This window comes from Azorhizobium sp. AG788 (genome assembly GCF_004364705.1).
GTDB lineage: Bacteria > Pseudomonadota > Alphaproteobacteria > Rhizobiales > Xanthobacteraceae > Azorhizobium > Azorhizobium caulinodans.
Window position 1 is genome coordinate 80,282 of record NZ_SOBM01000010.1, and the last position, 24,650, is coordinate 104,931.

Genomic DNA, 24,650 nt, shown 5'->3' on the forward strand with positions numbered 1-24,650 from the left:
ACTAAACCTGACAGCAGCCGCTTTGGCTGACATGCTACGCCCGGTCCATCGCGAATCGGGTGCCCCATGAAACTGCTGCCAGCCGGTCTCGTCGCCGCCCTGCTCCTGAGCCTGCCCGTGGCGGCGCGGGCCCAAGGCCCCGGCCCGGCGCAAAGCCCGGCGACCTCCGATCCGGCGAGCATTCCCGCGCGGGTGGAGCTTCACCCCTTCCCCTCCCGCACCCTGCCCGACAGCGCCTTCCTGAAGGGCGAGGAAACCGGCCAGCCGGTGACGCTGGCGGCGGAGCTGCGGCTCTCGCAGGCGTCCGGCAAGCAACCCGTCGTGGTGCTCATGCACGGCTCGGGCGGCGTCGGTGCCAACATCGAGCCGTGGGTGGAGCAGTTCAACGCCATGGGCATGGCGACGCTCGTCATCGATGGCTTCACCGGCCGCGGCCTCACCTCGGTCAGTTCCGACCAGGCCAAGCTCGGGCGGCTCAACTTCATTCTCGACATCTACCGGGCGCTGGACATCCTCGCGAAGCACCCGCGCATCGATACCAGCCGCATCGCCCTGATGGGCTTCTCCCGCGGCGGGCAGGCGGCGCTCTATGCGAGCCTCGACCGCTTCCAGAAGATGTGGAACCGCTCGGGCGTGACGTTCGCCGCTTATGTGCCCTTCTATCCCGACTGCGCCATCAGCTTCATGGGCGAGACGGACGTGGCTGGCGTGCCCATCCGCATCTTCCACGGCGCGGCGGACGATTATGATCCGGTGTCCGTGTGCCAGCCCTATGTGGCGCGCCTGAAGGCCGCCGGCCGGGATGTGGTGGTGAAAGAATATGCCGGTGCCGAGCACGGCTTCGACACTCCCTTCCCGATCGGGCGCGTGGAGGCGCCCACCTCCCAGACGGTGCGGGCCTGCACCATCCGCGAGACGGAACCGGGCGTGCTCACCAACGCCGCCACCGGCCAGCCCTTCACCTACAAGGACGCCTGCGTCCAGCTGGGCCCGCATGTGGGCGGCAATGCCGAGGCGGCGGCCGCCGCCCACAAGGACGTCGGCGCTTTCCTCGCGACCCAGTTCAAGCTGAAGCCCTGAGACCACGGGCGGAGCCCCCCACCTCCCCTTTCCCGTTCCGCTGGAGACCGGCGTGTCCGAGCAGATTGCCAAGTTCGAGCGCTTCAAGGCGCTGCACCAGCAGGCCCAGGCCTTCGTCATCCCCAATCCGTGGGATGCCGGCTCGGCGCGCCTTCTCGCCAGCCTCGGCTTCGAGGCGCTGGCCACCACCAGCGCCGGCTACGCCTTCTCCAAGGGCAAGCGGGATTCCGCCGCGAGCCTGACGCGGGGCGAGATTCTGGAGAATGCTTCCGAGATCGTCCGCGCCACCCACCTGCCCGTCTCGGCTGATCTGGAGGACGGCTTCGGCGCGGCGCCAGAAGCCTGCGCGGAAACGATCCGCCTCGCCTGCGCCATCGGCCTCGTGGGCGGCTCCATCGAGGATGCAACGGGCGATCCCGCGACGCCCATCTATGATCTGGCGCACGCGGTCGAGCGCGTGCAGTCCGCAGCCGAGGCGGCGCGCGACCTGCCCTTCCTGCTGACGGCGCGGGCCGAGAACTTCCTGTGCGGCCGGCCGGATCTCGATGACACCATCCGCCGGCTCCAGGCCTTTTCCGCCGCCGGCGCGCATGTGCTCTATGCCCCCGGCCTGCCGGACCTCGAGGCGATCCGCACCGTCTGCGCCGCCGTGGACAAGCCGGTGAATGTGGTGATGGGGCTGCGCGGCCCCTCCTATTCCGTCGCCGAACTCTCGGCGGCCGGCGTGCGCCGGGTGAGCGTCGGCGGCTCCTTCGCGCGGGCCGCGCTCGGCGCCCTGATGCGGGCGGCGCAGGAGGTGCGGATGCTGGGCACCTTCAGCTATGCCGCCGAAGCGCTGCCGGGAAAGGAGATTATCGCTCTCATGTCGGAAACCCGCCCCGAGCGCTCCTGAGCCACCGGTGCACCGCACAATCCTGAGGCAGTTGCTCACCCCGCCGCCAGATCACTGCCCATCAGGACATCATGCTCTTTTTTTGATCTTTCGCATTCTCTAGCGATTCCAAAACCTTCGTCACACGCCCCGGTTGGCACGCCCCTTGAATAAGGAAGGGCGTGCGCCGTCAACGGGGATGGCGCTTCCCAAATTTCGTCCCAAGGGCGGGACCGCAGCAAAGCCGCTGACACCGATGGCGCCAACCGCGCCGTGCGGATGTCTGCGGCTTTTTTTTCGTTTTTGCCCACCGACGCCACCACGAGGGGAACCTGAAGATGACCGACGCCTCCGAGCCCAAGTCCGTTGCGCTGTCCGTTGTGTCGCCCGCCGCCCCCTCTCCGACGGCGTCTTCGGCTGCCCCCGAGGGGACCGCGCACGAGGGCGTCTCGCGCCGTTCGCTGCTCAAGGGCGGCGTCGCGGCCATGGGCACGGCGGCACTGTTCGAGGCGGTGCGGACGGTCTTCCCCGGCGGCGTGCCCTCCGCGCATGCGGCGGCGCCGGAAACCACCAAGGCCGTCCTCGGCTACATCGCGCTCATGGACGCCTCTCCGCTGGTGATCGCCAAGGAGAAGGGGCTGTTCGCCAAACATGGCGTGCCGGACGTGGAGGTGGTGAAGCAGGCCTCCTGGGGCGCCACCCGCGACAATCTCGTGCTCGGCGGCGGCGCCAACGGCATCGACGGGGCGCACATCCTCACTCCGATGCCCTACCTCATCTCCACCGGCAAGGTGACGCAGAACAACGCGCCGACGCCCATGTACATCCTCGCGCGTCTCAATCTCGATGCGCAGGCCATCTCCGTTTCCAACGAATACAAGGACCTGAAGGCCACCGCCAACGCCTCGGCGCTCAAGGCCGCCTTCGAGAAGAAGAAGGCCGAGGGCAAGGAAGTGAAGGTCGCCATGACCTTCCCCGGTGGCACGCACGACCTCTGGATCCGGTACTGGCTCGCCGCCGCCGGCATCGACCCGGACAAGGACGTCTCCACCATCGTGGTTCCGCCGCCCCAGATGGTAGCGAACATGAAGGTGGGCAACATGGATGCCTTCTGCGTGGGCGAGCCGTGGAATGAGCAGCTGGTCAACCAGGGCATCGGCTACACCGCCTGCACCACCGGCGAGATCTGGAAGAACCATCCCGAAAAGGCGCTCGGGATGCGCGCCGACTTCGTGGACAAGAACCCCAACGCCACCAAGGCCATCCTCATGGCCGTGCTGGAAGCCCAGCAGTGGTGCGACAAAATGGAAAACAAGAAGGAGATGTCCGAGATCGTCGGCAAGCGGCAGTGGTTCAACGTGCCTGTCGCCGACATCTACGGCCGCACCATCGGCGACATCAATTACGGCAACGGCCGCGTGGTGAAGGGCTCCGACCAGTACATGAAGTTCTGGCAGGCCAACGCCTCCTATCCCTTCAAGAGCCACGACGCCTGGTTCATCACCGAGGACATCCGCTGGGGCAAGTTCGAACCCACCACCGACATCAAGGCCCTGGTGGACAAGGTGAACCGCGAGGACCTGTGGCGCGCCGCCGCCAGGGAACTGAACGTGCCGGCGGCCGAAATTCCCACCTCCACCTCGCGCGGCGTGGAGACCTTCTTCGACGGCAAGAGCTTCGACCCGGCCAATCCCACCGCTTATCTGAAGAGCCTCGGCATCAAGCGGGTGGAGGTCTGAGATGGCGACCCTCTGCGCGCGCGAACTGACCTCACGTTCAGCGCCGTCCCTCGCGATGGTCATGGCCGGGACAAGCCCGGGCATGACTCACCTGTTTGGCGGCCGTTGTGCCCCCTGTTCCGTTGCCTGAGGAGCCCGCCATGTCCGTCACCGCCCTCAAAGAGGCCGAGCCGCAGCGGCGTCCCGAAGCCGCCACGCCTGCGAGCGTCGCGCAGGTCGTCCGCCTGAAGCGGTCGCGTCCGCCCGTCTCCGCCCGCCTCATGGCCGCCGCACGCTGGTTCGCAGTGAGCGTGCTACCACCGCTCATCGTCACAGCCCTGCTGCTGCTACTGTGGGAACTGCTGTGCCGCGGCGCCGGGGCGACCCTGCCCCCGCCGAGCCGCATCTGGACCGACAGCAAGGATCTGATCGTCGATCCCTTCTTCATCGCCGGCCCGCAGGATATTGGCCTCGGCCTGCGCGTTCTCGTGTCGCTCCAGCGCGTGGCGGTGGGCTTCGGCCTCGCCGCCGTTGTGGGCGTGCTCACCGGGGCGCTCATCGGCCAGTCGGTCTGGGCCATGCGCGGGCTTGATCCCATCTTCCAGATGCTGCGCACGGTGCCGCCGCTCGCCTGGCTGCCGCTGGCGCTCGCCGCCTTCCGCGACAGCAACCCCTCGGCCATCTTCGTGATCTTCATCACCTCCATCTGGCCCATCATCATCAACACGGCGGTGGGCATCCGGAACATCCCGCAGGACTATCGGAACGTGGCACAGGTGCTGCGGCTGAACCCGCTGGAATTCTTCTGGAAGATCATGCTGCCCTCGGCGGCGCCCTACATCTTCACCGGCCTGCGCATCGGCGTCGGCCTGTCCTGGCTCGCCATCGTGGCGGCGGAGATGCTCACCGGCGGCGTCGGCATCGGCTTCTTCATCTGGGATGCGTGGAACTCCTCCCGCCTGCCCGACATCATCGTCGCCCTCGTCTACATCGGCGTGGTGGGCTTCGTTCTCGACCGTCTCGTGGCCGGTGTCGCCGGCATCGTCACCCGCGGCACCGCGGCGTCCTGAAGGAGATCCCCATGCCCGCCTATCTCGAGCTCAGCCAGATCGGCAAGACCTTCACCCGCGGCGCCGCCACCACCGAGGTGCTGCGCGAGGTCTCGCTGGACATCGCCAAGGGCGAATACATCTCCATCATCGGCCATTCGGGCTGCGGCAAGTCCACGCTGCTCAACATCGTGGCGGGCCTTACTCCCGCCACGAGCGGCGGCGTGATCCTTGATGGGCGGGAGGTCAACAGCCCCGGCCCGGACCGCGCCGTGGTGTTTCAGAACCACTCCCTGCTGCCCTGGCTCACGGTCTATGACAACGTGCGCCTCGCGGTGGACAAGGTGTTCTCCGGCACCCGCTCGCGGGCCGAGCGGCACGACTGGACCATGCACAATCTCGAGCTGGTGCAGATGGGCCACGCGCGGGACAAGCGCCCCTCTGAGGTCTCCGGCGGCATGAAGCAGCGCGTGGGCATCGCCCGGGCGCTCGCCATGGAGCCCAAGGTGCTGCTGCTGGACGAGCCTTTCGGCGCGCTGGACGCGCTCACCCGCGCCCATCTGCAGGACAGCGTGATGCAGATCCACGCCACGCTGGGCAACACCATCCTCATGATCACCCACGATGTGGACGAGGCCGTGCTGCTCTCCGACCGCATCGTGATGATGACCAACGGCCCCTCCGCCCGCATCGGCGAGGTGCTGGAGGTCGGCCTGCCGCGCCCGCGCAAGCGCCTCGAACTGGTGGCCAATCCCACCTACCTCAAGGCCCGCGAGGCGGTGCTGAAATTCCTCCACGAGCGCCACCGCTTCGTCGAGGCCGCCTGATTGCGCGGCCGGTGCGGCACCGCTCCGGCCCCTTAGCCCCATCCGGAACCCGCCCAGCCAGGAGCCTGTCATGACCCCGAGCCAAGTGGAACTGGTGCAGTCCTCTTTCGCCAAGGTGGCGCCCATCGCCGAGACCGCAGCCGGCCTGTTCTATGGCCGGCTGTTCGAGATCGCGCCGGAGGTGAAGCCCCTCTTCAAGGGCGACATCTCGGAGCAGGGGAAGAAGCTGATGGGCACCCTCTCCGTCGTGGTGAACGGCCTCTCCAAGCTTGAGACCATCGTGCCGGCCGCGCAGGCGCTGGCCCGCCGCCACGTCGCCTATGGCGTGACGCGCGAACACTATGCCCCGGTCGGCGCCGCTCTCCTCTGGACGCTGGAACAGGGCCTTGGCCCCGACTTCACGCCCGAGGTGAAGGCCGCTTGGGCGGAGGCCTATGGGCTGCTCTCCGGCGTAATGATCGAGGCGGCCGAGGGCGCTGCCGTCCCGGCGGAATGATCTGAGGCCCATGATCCCCAGCAACGGAATGCGCACGTGAGCGAGCCTCTCGTCATCATCGGCAACGGCATGGCCGCCACCAAGCTCTGCGAGGAGCTCGGGGCCTGCGGGCTCGGCCGTTATTCCGTCGCCGTCGTGGGAGCGGAGCCGGGCCTTGCCTATAATCGCGTGCTGCTCTCCGACGTGCTCGCCGGCAAGCTGCCGGCCACCGATCTTGAAATGAAGCCCGCCAGTTGGTGGGCGAAGCAGGGCGTGACCCTGCTCTATGGAACGCCCGCCGCTTCCATCGACCGGGAAAGCCGGGCCGTGGTGCTGGCGGATGGGCGTCGCCTGCCCTTCAGCCGGCTGGTACTCGCCACCGGCTCGCACCCCATCCGCCTGCCGCTGCCGGGCGCCGACCTGCCCGGCGTTACCACCTTCCGCGATTTGGCGGATGTTTCGGCTCTGCTCGCGGCGGCCAAGCCCGGCGTGCGCGCCGTAGTGATCGGCGGCGGCCTCCTGGGGCTGGAAGCCGCCATCGGCCTCGCAGGCGCAGGCGTCGCGACGACGCTCGTCCATCTGATGGACCGGCTGATGGAGCGCCAGCTCGACGCCACTGCCGCCGGCCTGCTGCGGCAGGCGGTGGAAGCGCGCGGCGTTACCGTGCGGCTTCTGGCCCATAGCGCCGCCATCGAAGGCGACAGCCGCGTCACCGGCCTGCGGCTCGCGGATGGCGAGGTGCTGCCCGCCGATCTGGTGGTGATGGCCTGCGGCGTACGCCCGAATGCGGACCTTGCCCGCGCGGCGGGGCTCACCTGCAATCGCGGCGTGGTGGTGGATGATCATCTCGCCACCAGCGATCCCGGCATCTTCGCGCTGGGCGAATGCGCCGAGCACCGGGGCATGGCCTATGGTCTCGTCGCCCCCGCCTATGAGCAGGCGCGCGTGCTCGCGCGGCATCTGGCAGGCAAGCCCGCCGCCTATGAAGGCAGCATCGTTTCGACGAACCTCAAGGTGTCCGGCGTGCCGGTCTTCTCGGCCGGCGACATCTCCGGCGAGGGGGCGCAGGACATCGTGCTGCGCGACCGCGCCCATGGCATCTATCGCCGCCTCTTCATCCGCGACGGCGTGCTCGCCGGCGCCGTGCTCTTCGGCGACACCGCCGATGGGCTCTATTTCCTCGACCTCATCACGAACCGCACCCCCATCGCGCCGCTGCGCGCCGCGCTCGCCTTCGGGCGACCGGCGTTGGCGGCGTGAGGAGAGAGACATCATGAGCGGCGACTTTACAGTGGATCAGAAACGTTATCTGGAAGGCTTCATGTCCGGCGCGCAGGTGGCCCGCGCGGGCCGCGCGCCCGGCGGCGCCGCTCCCGCCGCCGCTGCCGAGCCCACGGGCCCGGATGCGCCAAGCCTCAAGGCCATGGCGCGCACGGAAGCGGAAGGCAGGAAGCTCTGCCCGGAGGAGAAGGCCAAGCGCGAGGAAATGGGCCTCGATGCCTGGCCCCGCATGGAAGAGGCCGCGCGCGAGGGCGTCTACCCCAAGGGGCCGGACATCCTGCGCTGGAAGTATCACGGCCTGTTCTATGTGGCCCCCGCGCAGGACAGCTTCATGTGCCGCCTCAGGATGCCCAACGGCATCCTCACCCACTGGCAGTTCCGAGGCATTGCCGACATCGCCGAAATCCACGGCGGCGGCTATGCGGACGTGACGACGCGCGCCAATCTCCAGATCCGCGAGATCCCCGCCACCGATGGCGTGATCCTGCTGGAGAAGCTGGTTGATCTGGGGCTCACCGCCAAGGGCTCCGGCGGCGACAACATCCGCAACGTCACCGGCACGCCCACCGCGGGCATCGACCCGCAGGAGCTGCTGGACACCCGCCCCTACGCCAAGGCGTGGCACCATCACATCCTCAACACCCGCACGCTCTACGGCCTGCCGCGCAAGTTCAACGTGGCCTTCGACGGCGCCGGCCAGATCGGCGCGCTGGAGGACACCAACGACATCGGCTTCCAGGCCGTGGAGGTGAAGGAGGGCTTCGGCGTCGAACCCGGCGTGTGGTTCCGCCTTGCGCTCGGCGGCATCACCGGCCACAAGGATTTCGCCCGCGACACCGGCGTGATCCTGCCCCCCGCCGACGCCACGAAGGTGGCGGACGCCATCATCCGCGTCTTCATCGACACCGGCGACCGCACCGACCGCAAGAAGGCGCGCCTGAAATATGTGCTCGACGCGCTGGGCTTCGACGGCTTCCTGAAGAAGGTGGAAGAGCGGCTGGGCGCCCCCTTCGTCCGCGTGCCGGCGGAGGCCGTGAAGCCGCGCCCGGAGGCGGACCGCATGGCGCATCTCGGCGTGCGGCCGCAGAAGCAGGCGGGGCTCAACTGGATCGGCATCGGCGTCCCCGTGGGCCGCATGACGGTCGTCCAGATGCGCGGCCTTGCGGACATCGCCCAGAGCCTCGGGGATGGCGATCTGCGCCTCACCGTCTGGCAGAATGTCCTCGTTTCCGGCGTGCCGGATGCACGGGTGACGGAGGCGAAGGCCGCCATCACCGCGCTCGGCCTCACGGCGGATGCGGATGCGCTTCAGGCCGGCATCGTCGCCTGCACGGGGGCGGCCGGCTGCCGCTTCGGCAATGCGGACACCAAGGCCACCGCGCGCGCCATCGCCGCTTATTGCGGCCCGCGCGTGGCGCTGGACAGCCCGGTGAACATCCATGTCACCGGCTGCCACAATTCCTGCGCCCAGCATTATATCGGCGATATCGGCCTCATCGGCGCACGCGTGGCCATCAATGAGGATGGCGACACGGTGGACGGCTACAACCTGTTGGTGGGCGGCGGTTTCGGCACGGAGGCCGCCATCGCGCAGGAGCTGTTCGAGAATGTGAAGGCGGAAGACGCACCCGCCCTCGTGGAGCGCCTGCTCAGCGGCTGGACTGCGCAAAGGCTGCCGGGCGAGACCTTCGCCGCCTTCACCCGCCGCCTTGGGCCCGCCGCCCTGAAATCCCTCGTCGAGACCGCCATGGAGCGCGCCGAATGACCCTCCAGACGCGAACCCCTCTGGTGCCCTTCCTGCCGGAAAGCGCGCCCTTCTCGGCCGAGCAGCGGGCCTGGCTCAACGGCTTCTTCGCCGGCATTTTCTCCGGCGAGGCGCCGGCCGGCGCCACCGTCCTGTCTCCCGCCGAGGGCGCGGCGCTCATGGCCCCGCCCGCCAGCGCCGAGGAAGATGACGGCGCGCCCTGGCATGATGCCTCGATGCCGCTCGACGAACGCATGAAGCTGGCGGAGGGCAAGCCGCTCGCCCGGCGGATGATGGCGGCCATGGCGCAGCAGGACTGCGGCCAGTGCGGCTATATCTGCGAGAGCTATTCCAAGGCCCTCGCCTCGGGCGCCGAGACCAAGCTCAATCTCTGCGCCCCCGGCGGCAAGGAGACGCTGCGGATGTTGAAGCAGCTCGCCACCGAGCTGGATGGCGCCCCCGCAGCGGCGCCCACCGCGCCCGCCGCCGAGGCCGCACCCGTCCCGGCTTCCGCGGCGCCGAAAGGCACGCGCGACAATCCCGCCGAGGTTACTTTCCTCGGCCGCTTCCGCCTCAACAAGGACGGCTCCGAGAAGGAGACGTGGCACGTGGATTTCGACCTCGAAAGTTCGGGGCTCGACTACAAGGCGGGCGATAGTTTCGGCCTCTTCCCGGTCAATGATCCCGGCCTCGTGGCGGACGTTCTCGCCGCTTTGCATGCCCCTGCCGACTTCCCCATCGGCGAGAAGACGCTGGAGCAGGTGCTCACCGAGGAGGTGTGCCTGAAATCCCCGCCCGACACGCTCTTCACCCTCATCTCCTACATCACCGGCGGCGCCCGTAAGGACAAGGCGAAGGCACTGGCGGCGGGCGAGGACCCGGATGGCGATGCGGCGACCCTCGACGTGCTGGCGGCGCTGGAGAAATTCCCCGGCATCCGGCCGGACCCGGAGGCCTTCGTGGAGTGCCTGGAGCCGCTCCAGCCCCGCCTTTACTCCATCTCTTCCAGCCCCGCCGCCACCCCCGGCCGGCTCTCGCTGACAGTGGATGCGGTGCGCTATGACCATCAGGGCCGTACCCGGCTCGGCGTGTGCTCCACCTTCCTCGGCGGGCGCGTGGCGCCGGGCACGCGGATGAAGGCCTATGTGCAGAAGGCCCACGGCTTCGGCCTGCCGGCGGATGCGGCGCGACCCGTCGTCATGGTCGGCCCCGGCACGGGCATCGCCCCCTTCCGCGCCTTCCTGCACGAGCGGATGGCCACCAAGGCGCCGGGCCGGAACTGGCTGTTCTTCGGCCATCAGCGCTCCGCCACCGATTTCTTCTATGAGGAGGAACTCGCCGGCATGCAGGCCACGGGCGTGCTGTCCCGCCTCGACACCGCATGGTCCCGCGAGGGCGGGGAGAAGGTCTATGTACAGGACCGCATCCGCTCCGCCGGCCCCGAACTCTGGGCGTGGTTCGAGGAAGGCGCGCATTTCTATGTCTGCGGCGATGCCAAGCGCATGGCCAAGGATGTGGAGGCCGCCGTCGCGGATGTGGCCGCCACCCATGGCGGGCTCGGGGCCGAGGGCGGTGCCCGCTTCGTGGCGGAACTGAAGAAGGCCGGCCGCTATCAGGCGGACGTCTACTGAGCGCAGGAAAACCGGAGACAGCGCCTCATGAACGCCCCGCTTTCCTCGCCTCAGGCGACATCGACCACCTGTCCCTATTGCGGCGTCGGCTGCGGCGTGAAGGCCACCCCCGATGGGCTCGGCGGCGCATTGATCGAGGGCGATGCCGCGCACCCGGCCAATCTCGGCCGGCTGTGCTCCAAGGGCGCGGCGCTGGGCGAGACCATCGGGCTTGAAACCCGCCTGCTCCATCCCATGATGCGCGAGGGCGCCGGCGATCTGCGGCGGGTGACGTGGGATGCGGCGCTCGACCGGGTGGCGGAGGGCTTCCGCCGCGTGCGCGCGGAGCATGGGCCGCAGGCGGTGGCCTTCTATCTTTCCGGCCAGCTGCTCACCGAGGATTATTACGCCGCCAACAAGCTCGCCAAGGGCTTCCTCGGCACCGCGAACGTGGACACCAATTCGCGCCTCTGCATGGCCTCGTCCGTCGCCGGCCACAAGCGGGCCTTCGGCTCGGATACGGTGCCTGGGTCCTATGAGGATCTGGAACAAGCCGACCTCATCGTCCTCACAGGCTCCAACACCGCCTGGTGCCATCCGGTGCTGTTCCGCCGCATGGTAGCGGCGCGGCAGGCGCGCGGCACGAAGCTCGTGGTGATCGACCCCCGCCGCACCACCACGGCCGAGGAAGCGGACCTGTTCCTGCCCCTCGCCCACGGCACGGACGCGGCGCTGTTCTCCGGCCTGCTGGTGCATCTGGCGGACACCGGCGCACTCGATGAGGCCTTCATCGCGCAGCACACCGAGGGCTTTGCGGACACGCTGGCGGCCGCGCGGGAAGAGACGCCGGACCTTGCCGCCACCGCCCGCATCACGGGCTTAGCCGAAGCGGATGTGGCGCACTTCTTCGCGCTGTTCCGGGCCACCGAGCGCGCGGTGACCTGCTATTCGCAGGGCGTCAACCAGTCCCTGCGCGGCACCGACAAGGTGAACGCCATCCTCAACTGCCACCTCGCCACCGGCCGCATCGGGCGCGAAGGCATGGGGCCGTTCTCGCTCACCGGCCAGCCCAATGCCATGGGCGGGCGCGAGGCGGGCGGGCTCGCCAACCAGTTGGCCGCCCATATGGGCTTCTCTCCCGCTGAAGTGGACCGCGTGCGCCGCTTCTGGGGCGCGCCCCACATGGCGCAGGCGGAGGGGCTGAAGGCGGTGGACATGTTCGCCGCCATGGAGCGCGGAGAGATCAAGGCGCTTTGGGTCATGGGCACCAATCCCGCCGTCAGCCTGCCGCGTGCGGACGCCGCCCGCCACGCCATGGCCGGGCTCGATCTCTTCGTGCTGTCCGAGAACGTCCTCGGCACCGATACGGCCGGGTGCGCGCCCCATGTGCTGCTTCCAGCCGTCGCCTGGGGCGAGAAGGACGGCACGGTGACGAATTCCGAGCGCCGCATCTCCCGCCAGCGCCCTTTCCTCGCCCCGGCGGGCGAGGCGAAGCCCGACTGGTGGGCGCTGGCGCAGGTGGCCCGCCGCCTCGGCCACGGGGACGCCTTCGGCTGGCGCGGCCCAGCGGACATCTTCCGTGAGCACGCCGCGCTTTCCGCCTTCGAGAATGAGGGCACCCGCGACTTCGATCTCTCCGGTCTCGCGGACCTCACCGACGCCGCCTATGAGACCCTTGCCCCGGTGCAATGGCCGGTGCGCGCGGCATCGGACGGGCCGCATGGCACCGAACGGCTGTTCGGCACCGGCGGCTTCTTCACCGCCTCCCGCCGAGCGCGCTTCGTGCCCCCCGCCCCCGTCGCCCCGGCCCCGGTGGCGGAAGACTTCCCGCTGCTGCTCAACACCGGCCGCATCCGCGACCAGTGGCACACCATGACCCGCACGGGCCTCTCGCCCCGGCTCGGCAGCCACATCCCAGCGCCCTTCGTGACCGTGCATCCGGACGACGCGCGGGCCGCCGGCCTGACCGACGGCGCTCTGGCGCAGGTGGAGACCGCCCATGGCCGCGCCGTGCTGGAGGTGCGCACCGAGGAGGGCCAGCGACCCGGCACAGTGTTCGCGCCCATCCACTGGAGCGCGGCCAATTCCTCCGGCGGGCGTGTGGGCGCGCTGGTGCATCCGCTCACCGATCCCGTCTCCGGCCAACCGGACCTGAAGGCGACGCCGGCCCGCCTCGCGCCGGTGGACGCGCCCGCGCGGGGGTTCCTGCTCGCCCGCAGCCGCGTCTCGCCACCGCCGGGCCTTGGTTTTGCCCGCGCGCGGCTGGAGGGTGGACACGGCTGGCGGCTCGCGGGCTCTGTCGATGTCGCCGCATGGGCCGCCTATGCGCAGGCCCTCGCCGAGGATCTTGGCCTTGCGGACAGCTTCTGCGACATGGCGGACACGGCGGGCGGCCATTATCGCGCCGCCGCCCTCACCGCCTCAGGCGCGCTCGCCTTTGCTCTGGTGCTGGCGCCGGAGGCCGAGGTGCCGGCCTGGGATGTGTGGGTGCAGCGGCTCGCACGCGACACGCTCACCGAGGAAGATCAGCGCCTCGTGCTCTCCGGCCGCGCTTCGGATGGGGCGGCCGCCTGCGGGCCGCTGGTCTGCGCCTGCTTCGGCGTGCCGCGCGGCGCGATCGCGCAGGCCATCCGCGAGGGGGCGCATGATGCCGCCGCCATCGGTGCGCGGCTCAAGGCGGGCACCAATTGCGGCTCCTGCCTTCCGGAGCTGAAGGCGCTGCTCGGGGACATGCTGGCCCCCGCCTGACGCCCGCTCGACAGCGGGCACGGGCGATGGCACACGCACGCCATGTTTCAGCGTGCATTGCTTGCGGTTGTCACCGCCTCGATTGTGATGATGTCAGGGCCGGTCGCGGCCGAACGCGGCTGCGGAAGCCGGGGTGGCCCCGGTTATCGCGGGCCGGACGGACGATGTGTCGGCTGGGCCAATATCGGCCGGGTCTGCGGCAGCCCGCCGACCACGCGCTGCACGGCGGAAGCGCCCGCCGCCGATGCCGATCAGGCGGCCGCCTTCTCCTCCACGCATCCGCGCAAGCCGAAGACCCCGCCCGATCCGCAATGATCCCTCCCCCGCGCACGGGAGAGGGACGAGACAGCCGGAACGCTCAGGCCTTGGACTTGGCCCGCTCGATGCCTTCGAGGATGAGCTTGTGGGCTTCCTCGGCATCGCCCCAGCGGATGATCTTCACCCACTTGTTGGGCTCCAGATCCTTGTAGTGCTCGAAGAAGTGCTCGATCTGCTTGAGCGTGATGTCGGCCAGATCCTTGTAGCTCAGCACCTTGTCATAGCGCTTGGTGAGCTTGGGGCCGGGCACGGCGATGATCTTCTCGTCGACGCCGCTCTCGTCTTCCATCAGCAGCACGCCGACGGGACGCACGGACATGACGGCGCCGGGCACGATGGCGCGGGTGTTGGCCACGAGCACGTCGCACGGATCGCCGTCACCCGAGAGGGTGTGCGGGATGAAGCCGTAATTCCCCGGATAGCGCATGGCGGTGTAGAGGAAGCGGTCCACGAACAGGGCACCGGCATCCTTGTCCATCTCATACTTGATGGGCTCGCCGCCGATCGGAACCTCGATCACCACGTTCACTTCATGGGGCGGGTTCTTGCCGACCGGAATCGCGTCGATACGCATGAGTGTTGCGCTCACTTGCAGCCTGGAGCGCGCCCCGCGCCGCCCGCATCCGGGGGGCGCACGCCGCGCTCGCGTTAAAGACATGAGGTGAATGCGGCAGCCAGATGTGCTCTGGCCGGATCCAGCCCTCGGGAACCGCCGATCTCGCCGGCGGCGCTACCGCTGCCAACCGAAAGCCGTTTTGTCCAGAACTTTTCCACCAAAGCGTTCGGTGGAGGCTGCGACCGCCTGTCCACCCAGGGCCTCGTAAAAGCCGATGGCGCCTTGATTGTCGGACAGCGCCCACACCACGAGGCCCGGCAGGCCGGCGAGCGAGAGATCGCGCCGCGCGGCCGAAAACAGCCGTTGTCCAAAGCCGAGGCCCTGATAGACGGGCTTGAGATAGATCTCGTAGATCTCGCCGCCGAAGGGCAGGTTCTTGGCGCGGTTGCCGCCGTAATTGGTGTAGCCGGCCACCTCGTCGCCCACCAGCAGCACGGAGATGCGGCTGCCCCGGCGGATGGCGGACTGCCACCATTTCGGCCCGCGCCGCTCGATCATCCGCTCCAGCTCGAGGCCGGGAATGAGGCCGCGATAGGCGGTGCGCCAGGCCGCGTCATGCACCTCCGCAAGGGACGGAGCGTCCTGCGGCCGGGCCCGACGGATCTCGATAAGGCCTGTCGTCATGCCGTCCATGGAAGCAAGAACGGCCGCGCTCTTCAAGAGCCTTGCGTCCGGCGCAGGGCCGCATCCACCGCAGGACGGCAGCGACATCCCGCCGCCTTCTCGAACGCAACGGCCGGCCGCTACCGCTGGAACCGGCAGAGTTTCCGCCGCTCCCATCTTGATCTAAGGATGGGATGTCGGCGGCGGACCGCCGGCACGTGGACGCGAGGCGCGATGATCCGGTTCCTGTTCCGTTTCCTGGGTTTCTGGCTCATGGCCGGGGCCTTCGTGGCGCTGGTCGTGGACGGCACGCGCTCCATTGCCGCTTCGGATATCGTCTACACCTCCGCCTATCGCGCGTGGGTCTCGCTCTCGCCCGGCACCTATGACGCTGCGCAGGCCAAGCTCACGGCCTTGTCACCTTTCCTCTGGACGCATGTCGGCGCCCCGCTGCTGAACCTGCCGCTCTTCTTCCTGCTGGGGCTCGTGGGCGCCGTGCTGCTCTCCATTGGCCGTGTGCGGGAGCGCTCGCCCTTCGAGGCCGCCTGAGGCGCCTCTCGCGGAACCGCGGGCGGCACCCCATATCTGCGCTCGAACACAAAAGGAGCGCGCCATGTTCTGGTCGAAGAAGCCCCTGGACCTTCCGACGCCCGAGACCGCCCTCAAGGGCCGCCCCGACGCCATTCCCACCGCCCGCCTGCACCATGTGAACCAGAATCCGCTGAAGGGCCCCTATCCGGATGGGTTCCGGACGGCGGTCTTCGCCCTCGGCTGCTTCTGGGGCGCGGAGCGCGCCTTCTGGCGCACGCCCGGCGTCTGGGTCACGGCGGTGGGCTATCTCGCCGGCCTCACGCCCAATCCCACCTATGAGGAAGTGTGCTCCGGCCGCACCGGGCACACAGAAGGCGTGCTGGTGGTCTATGACCCGGCCGTCATCTCCTATGCCGATCTCGTGAAGCTCTTCTTCGAGAGCCACGACCCCACGCAGGGCATGCGGCAGGGCAATGACGTGGGCACGCAGTATCGCTCCGGCATCTATACGAGCGACCCGCAGGAGAAGGCGGTCGCCGAGGCGGTGAAGGCAAGCTACGGGTCCGCGCTGAAGGCCAAGGGCTTCGGACCCATCACCACCGAGATCATCGACGGCGGGCCGTTCTATTTCGCCGAGGACTATCACCAGCAGTATCTGTCGAAGAATCCCGGCGGCTACTGCGGGCTTGGCGGCACCGGCGTTTCCTGCCCCATCGGGGTGGGCGTCGCGGCCCAGTGAGCATCGGGCGCCCGGCCGAGCCGGGCGCCCTCTTACGCTACGGCCGTGTGATTTCAGGCATTTGAAGCGGCGGATACGGCTTAATCGGCTTCAAACCGACGGCGACTTGCTCTAAGCGGGAGCGTCTATCGAGGAGCCCTCCATGGCCAGCTTCGTCATTCCCGCCCCCGTTGTCCCCACCTTGCCGGTGAAGGGCACGGATGCGCTCTTTCCGGTTCACCGCATCTATTGCGTCGGCCGCAACTTCGCCGACCACGCCATCGAGATGGGTCACGACCCGAACCGCGAGCCGCCCTTCTTCTTCCAGAAGAACCCCGACAATCTCGTCCCCAGCGGCTCGACCATTCCCTATCCGAAGCTGACCAAGGACGTGCATTACGAGATCGAGATGATCGTCGCGCTGAAGACCGGCGGCGATGACATCCCGGTGGAGAAGGCACTCGACCACGTGTTCGGCTACGGGGTCGGCATCGACCTGACCCGCCGCGACCTTCAGGCGGAGCAGAAGAAGCTCGGCCGCCCATGGGACATCGCCAAGGCCTATGAGCAGTCCGCCCCGGCGAGCGGCCTCGTGCCTGCGTCCGAGATCGGCCACCCGTCCACCGGCCGCATCTGGCTCTCGGTGAATGGCGAGACGAAGCAGGACGGCGACCTCAACCAGATGATCTGGAAGGTGCCTGAGATGATCGCCACCCTCTCCACCTTCTTCACGCTCCAGCCCGGCGACCTCATTTTCGCCGGCACGCCCGCGGGCGTCGGCCCGGTGAAGTCCGGCGACGTGCTGAAGGGCGGCGTCGCCAACGTGGGCGAGCTGGAAGTCACCTTCGCCTGAGCGCGTTGCAGCAATGAGCAGACGGCCCGCCCCGGTGGCGGGCCGTTTTCATTTGGGCGGCGCGATGAAGCCCACAAAGGCCTCCGCCGCCCGCGAGCGATCCCGCTCGCCATGATGCAGCACATAGAAATTGCGCGGCGGCAGGGCGAGCGGCAGGGCCTTCAGCGTCCCCGCCTTCAAGCCCGCTTCCGCCACCAGCCGCGAAATCACCGTCGCCCCCGCCCCGGCCGCTACCGCGCTCAGCACCGCCTCGTTGGACGGCAGTTCGAAGACGATGGTGACCGCCTGCGGCTTCACCCCCAGCCGGCGGCAGGCGGCCTCGAACATCTGCCGGGTGCCGGAGCCCGGCTCGCGCAGCACGAAGGGCATGGCGGCGATGTCGTGCGCGGAGAGGGTGTCCAGATCGGCATAGGGCGCGTCCGCCGACGCCACCAGCACCAGTTCATCGCCCGGCACGCGCCTACGCACGATGAGCGGCTCCTCCACCTCGCCCTCGACGAAGCCGAGGTCCGCCAGTCCGTCCCGCACCGCCGCCGCCACCTGCGTGGTGTTGCCGATGCCAAGCTCCAGCCGGATGCCCGGATGGGCGGCGTGGAAGGCATTCATGCGCGGGGCAAGCCAGTAATTGGCGATGGTCTGGCTGGCGTGGAGAGTGAGGGTGCCGCGCGCAAGGCCCGCGAGGTCCGAGAGCGCATCGCGCGCCTGCGCCACCCGCTTCAGGATGGCCTGCGCCTCTCCCACAAAGAGGCGGCCGGCGGCGGTGAGTTCGATCCGCCGGCCGACCCGGTCAAACAAGGGTTGTCCGCAGGACTGTTCGAGGGCGGCGATGGAGGCGCTGACGGCCGATTGCGTCATGTGCAGCGCCTCGGCGGCGCGGGTCATGTGAAGATGATCCGCGACCGCCACGAAGACCTTGAGCTGATCGAGCGTCATCGCGCCTCTCTCGCGCCCCTTATCCGAACAGCCGGGGCGACAGCCAGATGAGGCCGAAGCTGAGGGCGGAAATGAACAGCCACGAGGCGGTGCCGAGGGCAAGAGGCCGCCAGCCGCGGGCCTTGAGCTTGCGCACGTCCGTCTCCAGTCCCATCGCCGCCAGCGCCACGGCCAGCAGCATGGTGGTGATGGGGGCGACCGTGCTGGTGACGGAGGCCGGGACGAGGCCGAAGCTGTTCACCACGATCATCGCGAGGAAGCCGAGGATGAACCACGGCACCGGCGGGGCCTCCACCTTGCCGCCGTGGCCCGAGGCGCGGGCCTTGCGGGCAGCGGCGAAGCCGAGCGCGAGGACCAGCGGGGCCAGCAGGATGACGCGGTTGAGCTTGGCGATGGTGCCGAACTCGCCGGCCGACTGCCCGCCCTGGAAGGCGGCGGCCACCACCTGCGCGATCTCGTGGATGGAGGCGCCCGCCCACAGGCCATAGGCATGGGCGTCAAAGCCCGTGAGCGGCGCCAGCACCGGATAGAGGAACATGGAGAGCGAGCCGAACACCGTCACGCACGCCACCGCATAGGCCACATCCTCATCGGAGGCGCGGGTCACCGTATTGGTGGCGATCACCGCGGAAGCACCGCAGATCGACGTGCCCGCTGCGATCAGCTCCGACAGGCCGGCTTCCACACCGATCCGCCGCCCGAGCCAGCGGGTGACGAAGAAGGTGGAGACGAGCGTGATGATTACGATGGCCATGCCATCCAGCCCAACGGTGCGCACCTGCGTGAAGGTGAGTTGCAGACCCAGCAGGACGATGGCCCCGCGCAGCACCCGGCGCATGGCGAACTTCACGCCCGGCACGGCCCGCTTCGGCGTGCCGATGAAATTGTGGAACGCCATGCCGAGGAAGATGGCGACCACCAGCGGGCTCAGCGCCGGCACGTTCAGCACGGTGCGCAGGAGATAGGCGATCGCGACGAGGCCGGCGGACAGCGCGAGACCGGGGGCGAGATGCGTGACCTGCAGGCGCGAGAGAAACGACGGGCGGCCTTCGGCGGCGGGAGCGGGGATGGGGGAATTGAGCGACATGGGATGATCCTTCCGCCCTCCAGCATCGTCGTTTTCGATCATCAATCAATGGAGTTATTTTTCTACAATCAATCAATATTTTCATTTGAATGAGCATGACCTCCCGCCACGCTCCGGGCCGAATTCCTGCACTGCATCATGAGCTTGAGCCGGGCGCATCGGGCCGGAAGATTGACGTGAAACGCACGCATTCCCGGGAACAGGCTCCCGCTAGACCCGTTGTCTGGTGGCTGGGGAGCATCAAAGACGGGAGGCATTCATGGCCAACAATCAGCAGGGCGGCTCCGGCAACTTCGCCAATGATCGCGAGAAGGCCAGCGAAGCCGGCCGCAAGGGCGGCCAGTCCACGCAGCAGCACAGCCAGTCCAGCGGCAACATGGGCCAGCAGGGCGGTTCCGGCAATTTCGCGCAGAACCCCGAGCGGGCGGCGGAAGCCGGACGCAAGGGTGGCCAGTCGGTGCCGGACGAAAAGCGCTCCTTCTCGCAGGACCACGACCTCGCCTCCGAGGCGGGCCGGAAGGGCGGCCAGAGCTGACGGTCTGAGACGGATTGAGGCTACGGCCATCCGCCCGACCGCCCCCCAAGCAACCAAGACACAGGGCCGGAGCAACGCTCCGGCCCGCTTTCTCGCATTTGCACAATTCAAACAAGCAATCGCACAAAAACTTGAAATTGATACAAGAAGCCACTCACTCTATGATCCCGCCAATGCCAATTCCCAAGAATAATTGATTTGTCTCAATCCTGAATTGGCGGAAATATCCTCCGTGCCGCCTCGCGGGTTCAGGCGGAACTGTAAAGAGATACGGCCCAGCCGCGTGCCGCCGGATTTCAAAAGCGTGATCGGAAGCCATGGAACCCATCCGCAGGTTTCGCGTTTCTGCCGCGGATCGCCGGCGACGCTCGCCGTCTACCGCGGTCCATACGGGGATCAAGCAATGAACAGAGAAGCGAACGCGCCCATGCAGACGTCCCTCCACATCTGGATCGATGGCCGCCGCCACGTCCTGCGCACGCTGAACGATGCCGTCGCTCTGGTGCGCGGCCTCCAGCACCCTCTCACCGAATATTGCGAACTGCTCGTGGACCAGGTCGAGGCTGCCGCCAGCCCCGACCTGCAGGCCCGCGCCTGGCGGGCGATTACTACCTGGATCGAGGCCGTGCGTGCCACGGCGCCCGGCGTGATGCTGCACGCCGCCTGAGCCGGGCCTTCCAGAGAACAGGCTGTCGGGCGATACGCCCGACGCCAGCGCATACCACCTCCGCATCCATCAGGCCCTCAGACCAACCGGAAAGGTTGGCGGATCAAGGGGCAAGCGGTATGAACAGGCATCAACCGTGGTTTGAGGCGGCACACGTGGGGATGGGCAAGGGCTCTTACGGGCTTGCGGCAGCGACCGTTGCGATGCTTGCAGTTGCGGCCAGCTTCTATCTGCAGGGCCCGGCGAGCACCAAGGAACCTGCGCCCCAAGCCAGCGACGCGGCCTTCCGCATCAACGCCTCGGCCGCGGACGCCTGCGCGGCCATCCTTGCCAAGGTGGCCGAGCGCTTCTCCGAGCGCGCCCAACTCGAGCCCTGCCCGGGTCCCAGCACCACCGTGTGGCACGACCCCGAGCACCAGAAATTCATCGTGAACGGCTATATCGATTTCGCCGGCCCGGGCAGCACCGTCCGCCGCACGCGCTACCGTGCCGAAGCGCAGTACAATCTCTCCGACACCGGCCGCCCTCTCTGGACCACCGTCGAGGTCATCCCCACGGGGGAATAGGCGCGAGCGACAGCACCGGCGGTCCGGAGCAGACGTAACGACAGAACGACAAGCCCGCCGATATCGATGTGTCGTGATGCAAAAACAGTGGCTGGGGGACCTGGATTCGAACCAGGATTAACGGAGTCAGAGTCCGCGGTTCTACCGTTGAACTATCCCCCAAGCGATTTGGCTCGCACCGGCATTCCGGCTTCGCCCCGCCCGTTTGGAAGCGGCGCCACCGTTATCCGGCGGCGAGGGCGCTTCTATACGCAATTCACTGCGGCGGGTCCAGAGGGGAGCCGAGAGTTTTACACAGGCGCCGTCAGGGCGCGGATACATCCGCTTCCGCCAGCATCACACGGCTTTGAAAGACGTACATGTCTCGGCGCCGGATGCGGCTGAACAGACGCCGTTCGGTGGCAACGCCAGCGGCATGGCCGCCGATGCGCTCATAATGCTTGCGGCTGATCAGCAGCCCCTGCCCCGCCTTGGGACGGCCGAAAACGGCAAGCTTGGCCGCCGCCACCGCTTCGCCGAAGCGTGGCCGCAGACCAAAGCCGTCCACGGAGAGCCGGAAGGTCGCGACCATGCGATCGGCGGCGCCACGCCGCTCCGCCGTTTCGAGGAAAGCGCCCACTTCACGGGCCCAGCCTTCCGCCAGCACGGCATTGGCGCCGAGAAACAGGAGCCAGCGGCCGCGCGAATGCTGCGCGCCCTGCTTCATGCGCAGGCCGGGATCATTGACCGAGGGAATGAAGAGACAGCCCGCCGCATCGGCGATCTTGGCGGTCTCGTCGACAGAACCACCATCCACCAGGATCACATCGCGCAGGATGCCTGCGGTCACGCCGGCCACCAGCGCGGAGAGCACCGGCACGAGCTCACGTTCCGAATCCTTGGTGGGAATGATGACGGAAATCAACGGCGCAACCTGCTCCCCGACTGTATCCAGCTATAGCGTTGACGGTCATGTTCGTCGATACGCGGACGCACCTGATTGCCGCACCGCACAAGAGCCATCAAGGGTTGCAGACGACAGGGCGAAAGGGAGGGGTGTGGCGCGCTGGCCCCACTGTTCACATCTCCTAGACCAGAACCGCAAAAGGCGATTGTCGAACGCGGATTTCGGGCGCACATTCCGCCCGCTCGGACGGCGCGGCGGGCCGGTCGATGCAACGAAACCCCGCACAGGCAAGGGTTCCACACCCGGGCATCCGCCCGGTCGGAGCCGCACTTGTCCCTGGCGCATGCGCGTTCCAGCGCGCGGCGCAGCGGGCCTTCCGGTGCTCACCTCCCCCGTGGCTCCGCGTCTCTCGCGATGACCTCAGGTCCATCCCGACATCGGAAGGCTCAGACATGCAATTCGACGACTGGGACAAGGACGAAAACGGCCGCCTCAAGGTGTGGCCGCTGCAGGGCTTCACGACCGCGCTTTTTGATGGAACGGCCGGCGGCCTGCGCCTCGAAGTGGGCAAGCCGCGCCCCGGCCTCCCCCTGCCCGCGGTGCAGATCTCGGCCAATGCCGAGCAGTTGCGCGCGCTCGCCCAGGCCCTCACGGAAGTGGCGGACCACCTGGAGCAGGGGACACTGCCGCCTTCGCCTCCTCCCCTGCGGACCACGAACTGACATGACCTCCCGCGCCGCCGCCTCGCTTCGCCTGCCCTCCCACCTGATGTCTCTCCCCGCCGGCCTTGCCGGCACGGCGGCTCTTTATCTGATGCTCACCGTCGGGGCGGCGGCGTCCGCCGCGCCCGAGGCGACGGCATCTGACGTGCAGATGGCCGTGCGCGGGATGACAGGCGCACGTTTGGCGACGGCGGGGGACCTGCCGGCGGACATGATGCCCTCCGCGAAGGCAACGCCGCCGACGACGCCGCGGATCCGCACGCCCGAACCGCCGCTGCCGCCTGAGCAGAACCAGGCGGAGAGCGCCCCGCCCGCCCTCCCGCCGCCGCAGAAGCCCATCGACAACTGGAAGGAATTCGACGCCGCCTTCGCCACCTGCCTCGATCCCGTTCCAGGGCCGGAAGGGGCGGAGATGACGCTGCGCTTCGCGCTGGACCACAAGGGCAATCTGAAGGGCAAGCCGGTGGCGAGCTATTCCAAGCTGCCGGGCACCATTGCGGAGCAGAAGGAGTTCGTGGCGGCGGCCCTGACCAGCCTCGACAAGTGCCTGCCCCTGCCGGTGACGAGCCGCTTCGGGCCGATCATCTCCTCTCGCCCGCTGCTCATCCGCTTCTCCGGGCCCAAGCCCCGCGACCGGGGCATCTAACACACCCCTGAAACGCAAACGGCCGGCGCAAGGCCGGCCGGAGCGTCAGGAGGGACGCGGCGAAGCAGAGATCAGCCGCGTCCGAAAGAAGGCTGTCCGTCAGACCACATCGATGGTCTTCAGGAAGGTCTCCACTTCCTCGTTCAGCCTCTGGCTTTCCGAGCTCAGCATCCGGGCGGAGCCCAGCACTTCCTCGGACGCCGATCCGGTGTTGACCGCCTGGGTCCGCACCGAGGCGATGGCGGTCGCCACCTCCTCCGTGCCCACGGCGGCGCGCGCCACATTGGCGGTGATCATGGACGTTGCCTCGGTCTGGCTGTCCACCGCATGGGCGATGGTTTCCGAGATGCCGGCGAGGCGCTCGATGGTGTGACCGATCTCCTTCACCGCCGACACGCTGTCCTGCGTCGCCGACTGCATGGAGGTGATCTGGCCGCCGATCTCCTCGATGGCCTTGGCCGTCTGAGAGGCGAGCGCCTTCACTTCCTGCGCCACCACCGCGAAGCCGCGCCCCGCCTCGCCCGCGCGCGCCGCCTCGATGGTGGCGTTGAGCGCGAGGAGATTGGTCTGCTCCGCGATGGCGGTGATGAGCTTCAGGACATCGCCGATGCGCGCCGAGGCGCTGGAGAGCTCGCGGATGCGCTCATCGGTGCGTTGCGCCTGCTCCACCGCCTCACCGGCAATGCGGCTCGATTCCCGCACCTGGCGGCTGATCTCGTTGATGGAGGCGGCCAGTTCGTCGGAGGCCGTCGCCACCGACTGCACGTTGGACGAGGCCTGCTCGGAGGAAGAGGCGACGGCGGACGATAGCGCGCGCGTGCTCTGCGCCGTGTCGGCCAGCGAGGCCGCCGTGGTCTCCAGATGCGCGGCGGCGTCGGAAACCGTCGTCACGATGCTGCGGAAGGCCGCGCCAACCCGATCGAGGGTCTCGCGCTTCGCCTTGATGCCGGCATCGAGATAGACCGAGATGGCGAAATCCATATCCAGCAGGGCGGCGGTGATGACCGCCTCGATCAGCCGCGCCTTCCGTTCGGGCGCCGTGCGGTCGAAGCGACCGGCCTTGAAGCCGGTCTCGATGGCGGCGACGAGGCCGCTCAGAAGAAGGGCATAGCCCGCAATGTACCAGCGGGGCTCAAGGCCGAGACGGGCATGTGTCTGGCCGATGCGGGTGACGGATTCCACATAGGCGGCATCGAACCGGCCATCGAGGATCACGCCCCAGTGCTTGATCTGCATCGCCTTGGCGTGGGCGCGCACGGCGGCCGTGGGGAACATCCGGGCCATGTCCGGATAGGTCATCAGGTGGTCGTAGAAGCCATCCAGGATCTTCGGCATCGCGGCGACCACCAGATCGCGCGCCTCGCGCAGGCTGGCCTGAAGGGCCTTGTCCATGCCGATGAAATTCAGACGCTGGCTCAGACTTTCTTGTGTCATGGGACCATCCCGTTTCGCGGCACGCGGTGGTGCGGCGAGTTCCTCCCGGTCAGGACGCGCAAAAGCTGACGACGCGTCCGATCCGCCCGCACCTTTTTCTTAACGGGCGCCCCATGCTGTACGGCCACGCTT

25 protein-coding genes and 1 tRNA gene are annotated in these 24,650 nt (G+C 68.2%); 19 read left to right on the forward strand and 7 right to left on the reverse strand.

What is annotated here, in order from left to right:
* Positions 1-66 precede the first annotated feature (66 nt).
* The 11 genes from DFO45_RS22780 to DFO45_RS22830 all read left to right on the forward strand — a co-directional run bounded on the left by DFO45_RS22780 (position 67) and on the right by DFO45_RS22830 (position 13,718).
* Positions 67-1,080, forward strand: coding sequence for a dienelactone hydrolase family protein (locus DFO45_RS22780; RefSeq protein ID WP_133866665.1), 1,014 nt, complete (start codon positions 67-69; stop codon positions 1,078-1,080).
* A 52-nt stretch (positions 1,081-1,132) separates the two neighbouring features.
* Positions 1,133-1,972 carry an isocitrate lyase/phosphoenolpyruvate mutase family protein gene (locus DFO45_RS22785; RefSeq protein WP_133866666.1) on the forward strand — a complete coding sequence of 280 codons (840 nt, stop codon included), beginning with the start codon at positions 1,133-1,135 and terminating at the stop codon, positions 1,970-1,972.
* Positions 1,973-2,436: 464 nt separating this feature from the next.
* The gene (locus DFO45_RS22790; protein WP_208299856.1) at positions 2,437-3,690 is read left to right on the forward strand and encodes a CmpA/NrtA family ABC transporter substrate-binding protein; all 1,254 of its coding nucleotides are present in this window, start codon (positions 2,437-2,439) and stop codon (positions 3,688-3,690) included.
* A 140-nt stretch (positions 3,691-3,830) separates the two neighbouring features.
* The gene (gene ntrB / locus DFO45_RS22795) at positions 3,831-4,739 is read left to right on the forward strand and encodes a nitrate ABC transporter permease (RefSeq protein WP_166657234.1); all 909 of its coding nucleotides are present in this window, start codon (positions 3,831-3,833) and stop codon (positions 4,737-4,739) included.
* An 11-nt stretch (positions 4,740-4,750) separates the two neighbouring features.
* Entirely contained in the window at positions 4,751-5,545 is a 795-nt protein-coding gene (locus DFO45_RS22800; protein WP_012169215.1) for an ABC transporter ATP-binding protein, read from the forward strand.
* A gap of 70 nt (positions 5,546-5,615) precedes the next feature.
* Positions 5,616-6,041: a globin family protein gene (locus DFO45_RS22805; RefSeq protein WP_133866668.1), complete on the forward strand. Its 426-nt coding sequence runs from the start codon at positions 5,616-5,618 to the stop codon at positions 6,039-6,041.
* Between the two features lie 36 nt (positions 6,042-6,077).
* A complete protein-coding gene (locus tag DFO45_RS22810; protein WP_133866669.1) occupies positions 6,078-7,280 on the forward strand; it encodes an FAD-dependent oxidoreductase in 1,203 nt (400 codons plus the stop codon).
* A 13-nt stretch (positions 7,281-7,293) separates the two neighbouring features.
* On the forward strand, positions 7,294-9,066 hold the full coding sequence (locus DFO45_RS22815) for a NirA family protein (protein ID WP_133866670.1): 1,773 nt from the start codon (positions 7,294-7,296) through the stop codon (positions 9,064-9,066).
* On the forward strand, positions 9,063-10,676 hold the full coding sequence (locus DFO45_RS22820; protein ID WP_133866671.1) for a sulfite reductase subunit alpha: 1,614 nt from the start codon (positions 9,063-9,065) through the stop codon (positions 10,674-10,676). Before DFO45_RS22815 ends, DFO45_RS22820 begins: the two co-directional genes overlap by 4 nt.
* A 27-nt stretch (positions 10,677-10,703) precedes the next feature.
* Complete coding sequence (locus DFO45_RS22825; protein WP_133866672.1) at positions 10,704-13,403, forward strand: nitrate reductase; 2,700 nt, start codon at positions 10,704-10,706, stop codon at positions 13,401-13,403.
* Positions 13,404-13,493: 90 nt separating this feature from the next.
* Positions 13,494-13,718: a hypothetical protein gene (locus tag DFO45_RS22830; RefSeq protein ID WP_133866673.1), complete on the forward strand. Its 225-nt coding sequence runs from the start codon at positions 13,494-13,496 to the stop codon at positions 13,716-13,718.
* A gap of 43 nt (positions 13,719-13,761) precedes the next feature.
* Here DFO45_RS22830 and ppa read toward each other — a convergent pair whose 3' ends face one another.
* Together ppa and DFO45_RS22840 are read right to left on the reverse strand one after the other, a co-directional pair.
* Positions 13,762-14,295 (reverse strand): inorganic diphosphatase, encoded by a 534-nt coding sequence (ppa, locus tag DFO45_RS22835; protein WP_012169208.1) that lies wholly within the window; start codon positions 14,293-14,295, stop codon positions 13,762-13,764.
* Positions 14,296-14,451: 156 nt separating this feature from the next.
* Positions 14,452-14,961: a GNAT family N-acetyltransferase gene (locus DFO45_RS22840; RefSeq protein ID WP_012169207.1), complete on the reverse strand. Its 510-nt coding sequence runs from the start codon at positions 14,959-14,961 to the stop codon at positions 14,452-14,454.
* 213 nt (positions 14,962-15,174) lie between these two features.
* Here DFO45_RS22840 and DFO45_RS22845 point away from each other — a divergent pair, with 213 nt between their 5' ends.
* From DFO45_RS22845 to DFO45_RS22855, 3 genes are all read left to right on the forward strand, one after another.
* Positions 15,175-15,489, forward strand: a complete 315-nt coding sequence (locus tag DFO45_RS22845; RefSeq protein ID WP_043878844.1) for a hypothetical protein — start codon at positions 15,175-15,177, stop codon at positions 15,487-15,489.
* Positions 15,490-15,553: 64 nt separating this feature from the next.
* Entirely contained in the window at positions 15,554-16,210 is a 657-nt protein-coding gene (gene msrA, locus DFO45_RS22850; RefSeq protein ID WP_133866674.1) for a peptide-methionine (S)-S-oxide reductase MsrA, read from the forward strand.
* A 142-nt stretch (positions 16,211-16,352) separates the two neighbouring features.
* Positions 16,353-17,042 (forward strand): fumarylacetoacetate hydrolase family protein, encoded by a 690-nt coding sequence (locus tag DFO45_RS22855; protein ID WP_133866675.1) that lies wholly within the window; start codon positions 16,353-16,355, stop codon positions 17,040-17,042.
* 48 nt (positions 17,043-17,090) lie between these two features.
* On the opposite strand, the gene DFO45_RS22860 is transcribed toward DFO45_RS22855, so the two are convergent.
* The gene (locus DFO45_RS22860) at positions 17,091-17,975 is read right to left on the reverse strand and encodes a LysR substrate-binding domain-containing protein (protein WP_012169203.1); all 885 of its coding nucleotides are present in this window, start codon (positions 17,973-17,975) and stop codon (positions 17,091-17,093) included.
* Positions 17,976-17,994: 19 nt separating this feature from the next.
* Complete coding sequence (locus tag DFO45_RS22865) at positions 17,995-19,062, reverse strand: YeiH family protein (RefSeq protein WP_133866676.1); 1,068 nt, start codon at positions 19,060-19,062, stop codon at positions 17,995-17,997.
* A 259-nt stretch (positions 19,063-19,321) separates the two neighbouring features.
* Between DFO45_RS22865 and DFO45_RS22870 the strand changes: the two genes are divergently transcribed.
* From DFO45_RS22870 to DFO45_RS22880, 3 genes are all read left to right on the forward strand, one after another.
* Entirely contained in the window at positions 19,322-19,597 is a 276-nt protein-coding gene (locus DFO45_RS22870) for a KGG domain-containing protein (protein WP_043878843.1), read from the forward strand.
* 427 nt (positions 19,598-20,024) lie between these two features.
* Positions 20,025-20,264: a hypothetical protein gene (locus tag DFO45_RS22875; protein WP_133866677.1), complete on the forward strand. Its 240-nt coding sequence runs from the start codon at positions 20,025-20,027 to the stop codon at positions 20,262-20,264.
* Positions 20,265-20,467: 203 nt separating this feature from the next.
* Positions 20,468-20,830, forward strand: a complete 363-nt coding sequence (locus DFO45_RS22880; protein WP_043878841.1) for a hypothetical protein — start codon at positions 20,468-20,470, stop codon at positions 20,828-20,830.
* 88 nt (positions 20,831-20,918) lie between these two features.
* Here the strand turns inward: DFO45_RS22880 and DFO45_RS22885 are convergent.
* Together DFO45_RS22885 and DFO45_RS22890 are read right to left on the reverse strand one after the other, a co-directional pair.
* A tRNA-Gln gene (locus tag DFO45_RS22885) sits at positions 20,919-20,992 on the reverse strand.
* A 142-nt stretch (positions 20,993-21,134) separates the two neighbouring features.
* The gene (locus DFO45_RS22890) at positions 21,135-21,734 is read right to left on the reverse strand and encodes a glycosyltransferase (protein ID WP_012169199.1); all 600 of its coding nucleotides are present in this window, start codon (positions 21,732-21,734) and stop codon (positions 21,135-21,137) included.
* Between the two features lie 434 nt (positions 21,735-22,168).
* Between DFO45_RS22890 and DFO45_RS22895 the strand changes: the two genes are divergently transcribed.
* Entirely contained in the window at positions 22,169-22,438 is a 270-nt protein-coding gene (locus DFO45_RS22895; protein WP_133866678.1) for a hypothetical protein, read from the forward strand.
* 1 nt (position 22,439) lies between these two features.
* Positions 22,440-23,084 carry a hypothetical protein gene (locus DFO45_RS22900; protein WP_133866679.1) on the forward strand — a complete coding sequence of 215 codons (645 nt, stop codon included), beginning with the start codon at positions 22,440-22,442 and terminating at the stop codon, positions 23,082-23,084.
* Between the two features lie 99 nt (positions 23,085-23,183).
* Here the strand turns inward: DFO45_RS22900 and DFO45_RS22905 are convergent, their stop codons facing one another.
* The gene (locus tag DFO45_RS22905; RefSeq protein ID WP_043878840.1) at positions 23,184-24,518 is read right to left on the reverse strand and encodes a globin-coupled sensor protein; all 1,335 of its coding nucleotides are present in this window, start codon (positions 24,516-24,518) and stop codon (positions 23,184-23,186) included.
* Positions 24,519-24,650 lie beyond the last annotated feature (132 nt).

Excerpts from the sequence above, each read along its gene's own strand:
- DFO45_RS22830 (WP_133866673.1), top strand. The coding sequence starts at position 13,494 with ATGTCAGGGCCGGTCGCGGCCGAACGCGGCTGCGGAAGCCGGGGTGGC.
- DFO45_RS22845 (WP_043878844.1), top strand. The coding sequence starts at position 15,175 with ATGATCCGGTTCCTGTTCCGTTTCCTGGGTTTCTGGCTCATGGCCGGG.
- DFO45_RS22800 (WP_012169215.1), top strand. The coding sequence starts at position 4,751 with ATGCCCGCCTATCTCGAGCTCAGCCAGATCGGCAAGACCTTCACCCGC.
- DFO45_RS22870 (WP_043878843.1), top strand. The coding sequence starts at position 19,322 with ATGGCCAACAATCAGCAGGGCGGCTCCGGCAACTTCGCCAATGATCGC.
- DFO45_RS22855 (WP_133866675.1), top strand. The coding sequence starts at position 16,353 with ATGGCCAGCTTCGTCATTCCCGCCCCCGTTGTCCCCACCTTGCCGGTG.
- DFO45_RS22805 (WP_133866668.1), top strand. The coding sequence starts at position 5,616 with ATGACCCCGAGCCAAGTGGAACTGGTGCAGTCCTCTTTCGCCAAGGTG.
- DFO45_RS22780 (WP_133866665.1), top strand. The coding sequence starts at position 67 with ATGAAACTGCTGCCAGCCGGTCTCGTCGCCGCCCTGCTCCTGAGCCTG.
- DFO45_RS22860 (WP_012169203.1), bottom strand. The coding sequence starts at position 17,975 with ATGACGCTCGATCAGCTCAAGGTCTTCGTGGCGGTCGCGGATCATCTT.
- DFO45_RS22790 (WP_208299856.1), top strand. The coding sequence starts at position 2,437 with ATGGGCACGGCGGCACTGTTCGAGGCGGTGCGGACGGTCTTCCCCGGC.
- DFO45_RS22905 (WP_043878840.1), bottom strand. The coding sequence starts at position 24,518 with ATGACACAAGAAAGTCTGAGCCAGCGTCTGAATTTCATCGGCATGGAC.
- DFO45_RS22840 (WP_012169207.1), bottom strand. The coding sequence starts at position 14,961 with ATGACGACAGGCCTTATCGAGATCCGTCGGGCCCGGCCGCAGGACGCT.
- DFO45_RS22895 (WP_133866678.1), top strand. The coding sequence starts at position 22,169 with ATGCAATTCGACGACTGGGACAAGGACGAAAACGGCCGCCTCAAGGTG.
- DFO45_RS22875 (WP_133866677.1), top strand. The coding sequence starts at position 20,025 with ATGCAGACGTCCCTCCACATCTGGATCGATGGCCGCCGCCACGTCCTG.
- DFO45_RS22815 (WP_133866670.1), top strand. The coding sequence starts at position 7,294 with ATGAGCGGCGACTTTACAGTGGATCAGAAACGTTATCTGGAAGGCTTC.
- DFO45_RS22880 (WP_043878841.1), top strand. The coding sequence starts at position 20,468 with ATGCTTGCAGTTGCGGCCAGCTTCTATCTGCAGGGCCCGGCGAGCACC.
- DFO45_RS22825 (WP_133866672.1), top strand. The coding sequence starts at position 10,704 with ATGAACGCCCCGCTTTCCTCGCCTCAGGCGACATCGACCACCTGTCCC.
- DFO45_RS22820 (WP_133866671.1), top strand. The coding sequence starts at position 9,063 with ATGACCCTCCAGACGCGAACCCCTCTGGTGCCCTTCCTGCCGGAAAGC.
- msrA (WP_133866674.1), top strand. The coding sequence starts at position 15,554 with ATGTTCTGGTCGAAGAAGCCCCTGGACCTTCCGACGCCCGAGACCGCC.
- DFO45_RS22900 (WP_133866679.1), top strand. The coding sequence starts at position 22,440 with ATGACCTCCCGCGCCGCCGCCTCGCTTCGCCTGCCCTCCCACCTGATG.
- DFO45_RS22865 (WP_133866676.1), bottom strand. The coding sequence starts at position 19,062 with ATGTCGCTCAATTCCCCCATCCCCGCTCCCGCCGCCGAAGGCCGCCCG.
- ppa (WP_012169208.1), bottom strand. The coding sequence starts at position 14,295 with ATGCGTATCGACGCGATTCCGGTCGGCAAGAACCCGCCCCATGAAGTG.
- ntrB (WP_166657234.1), top strand. The coding sequence starts at position 3,831 with ATGTCCGTCACCGCCCTCAAAGAGGCCGAGCCGCAGCGGCGTCCCGAA.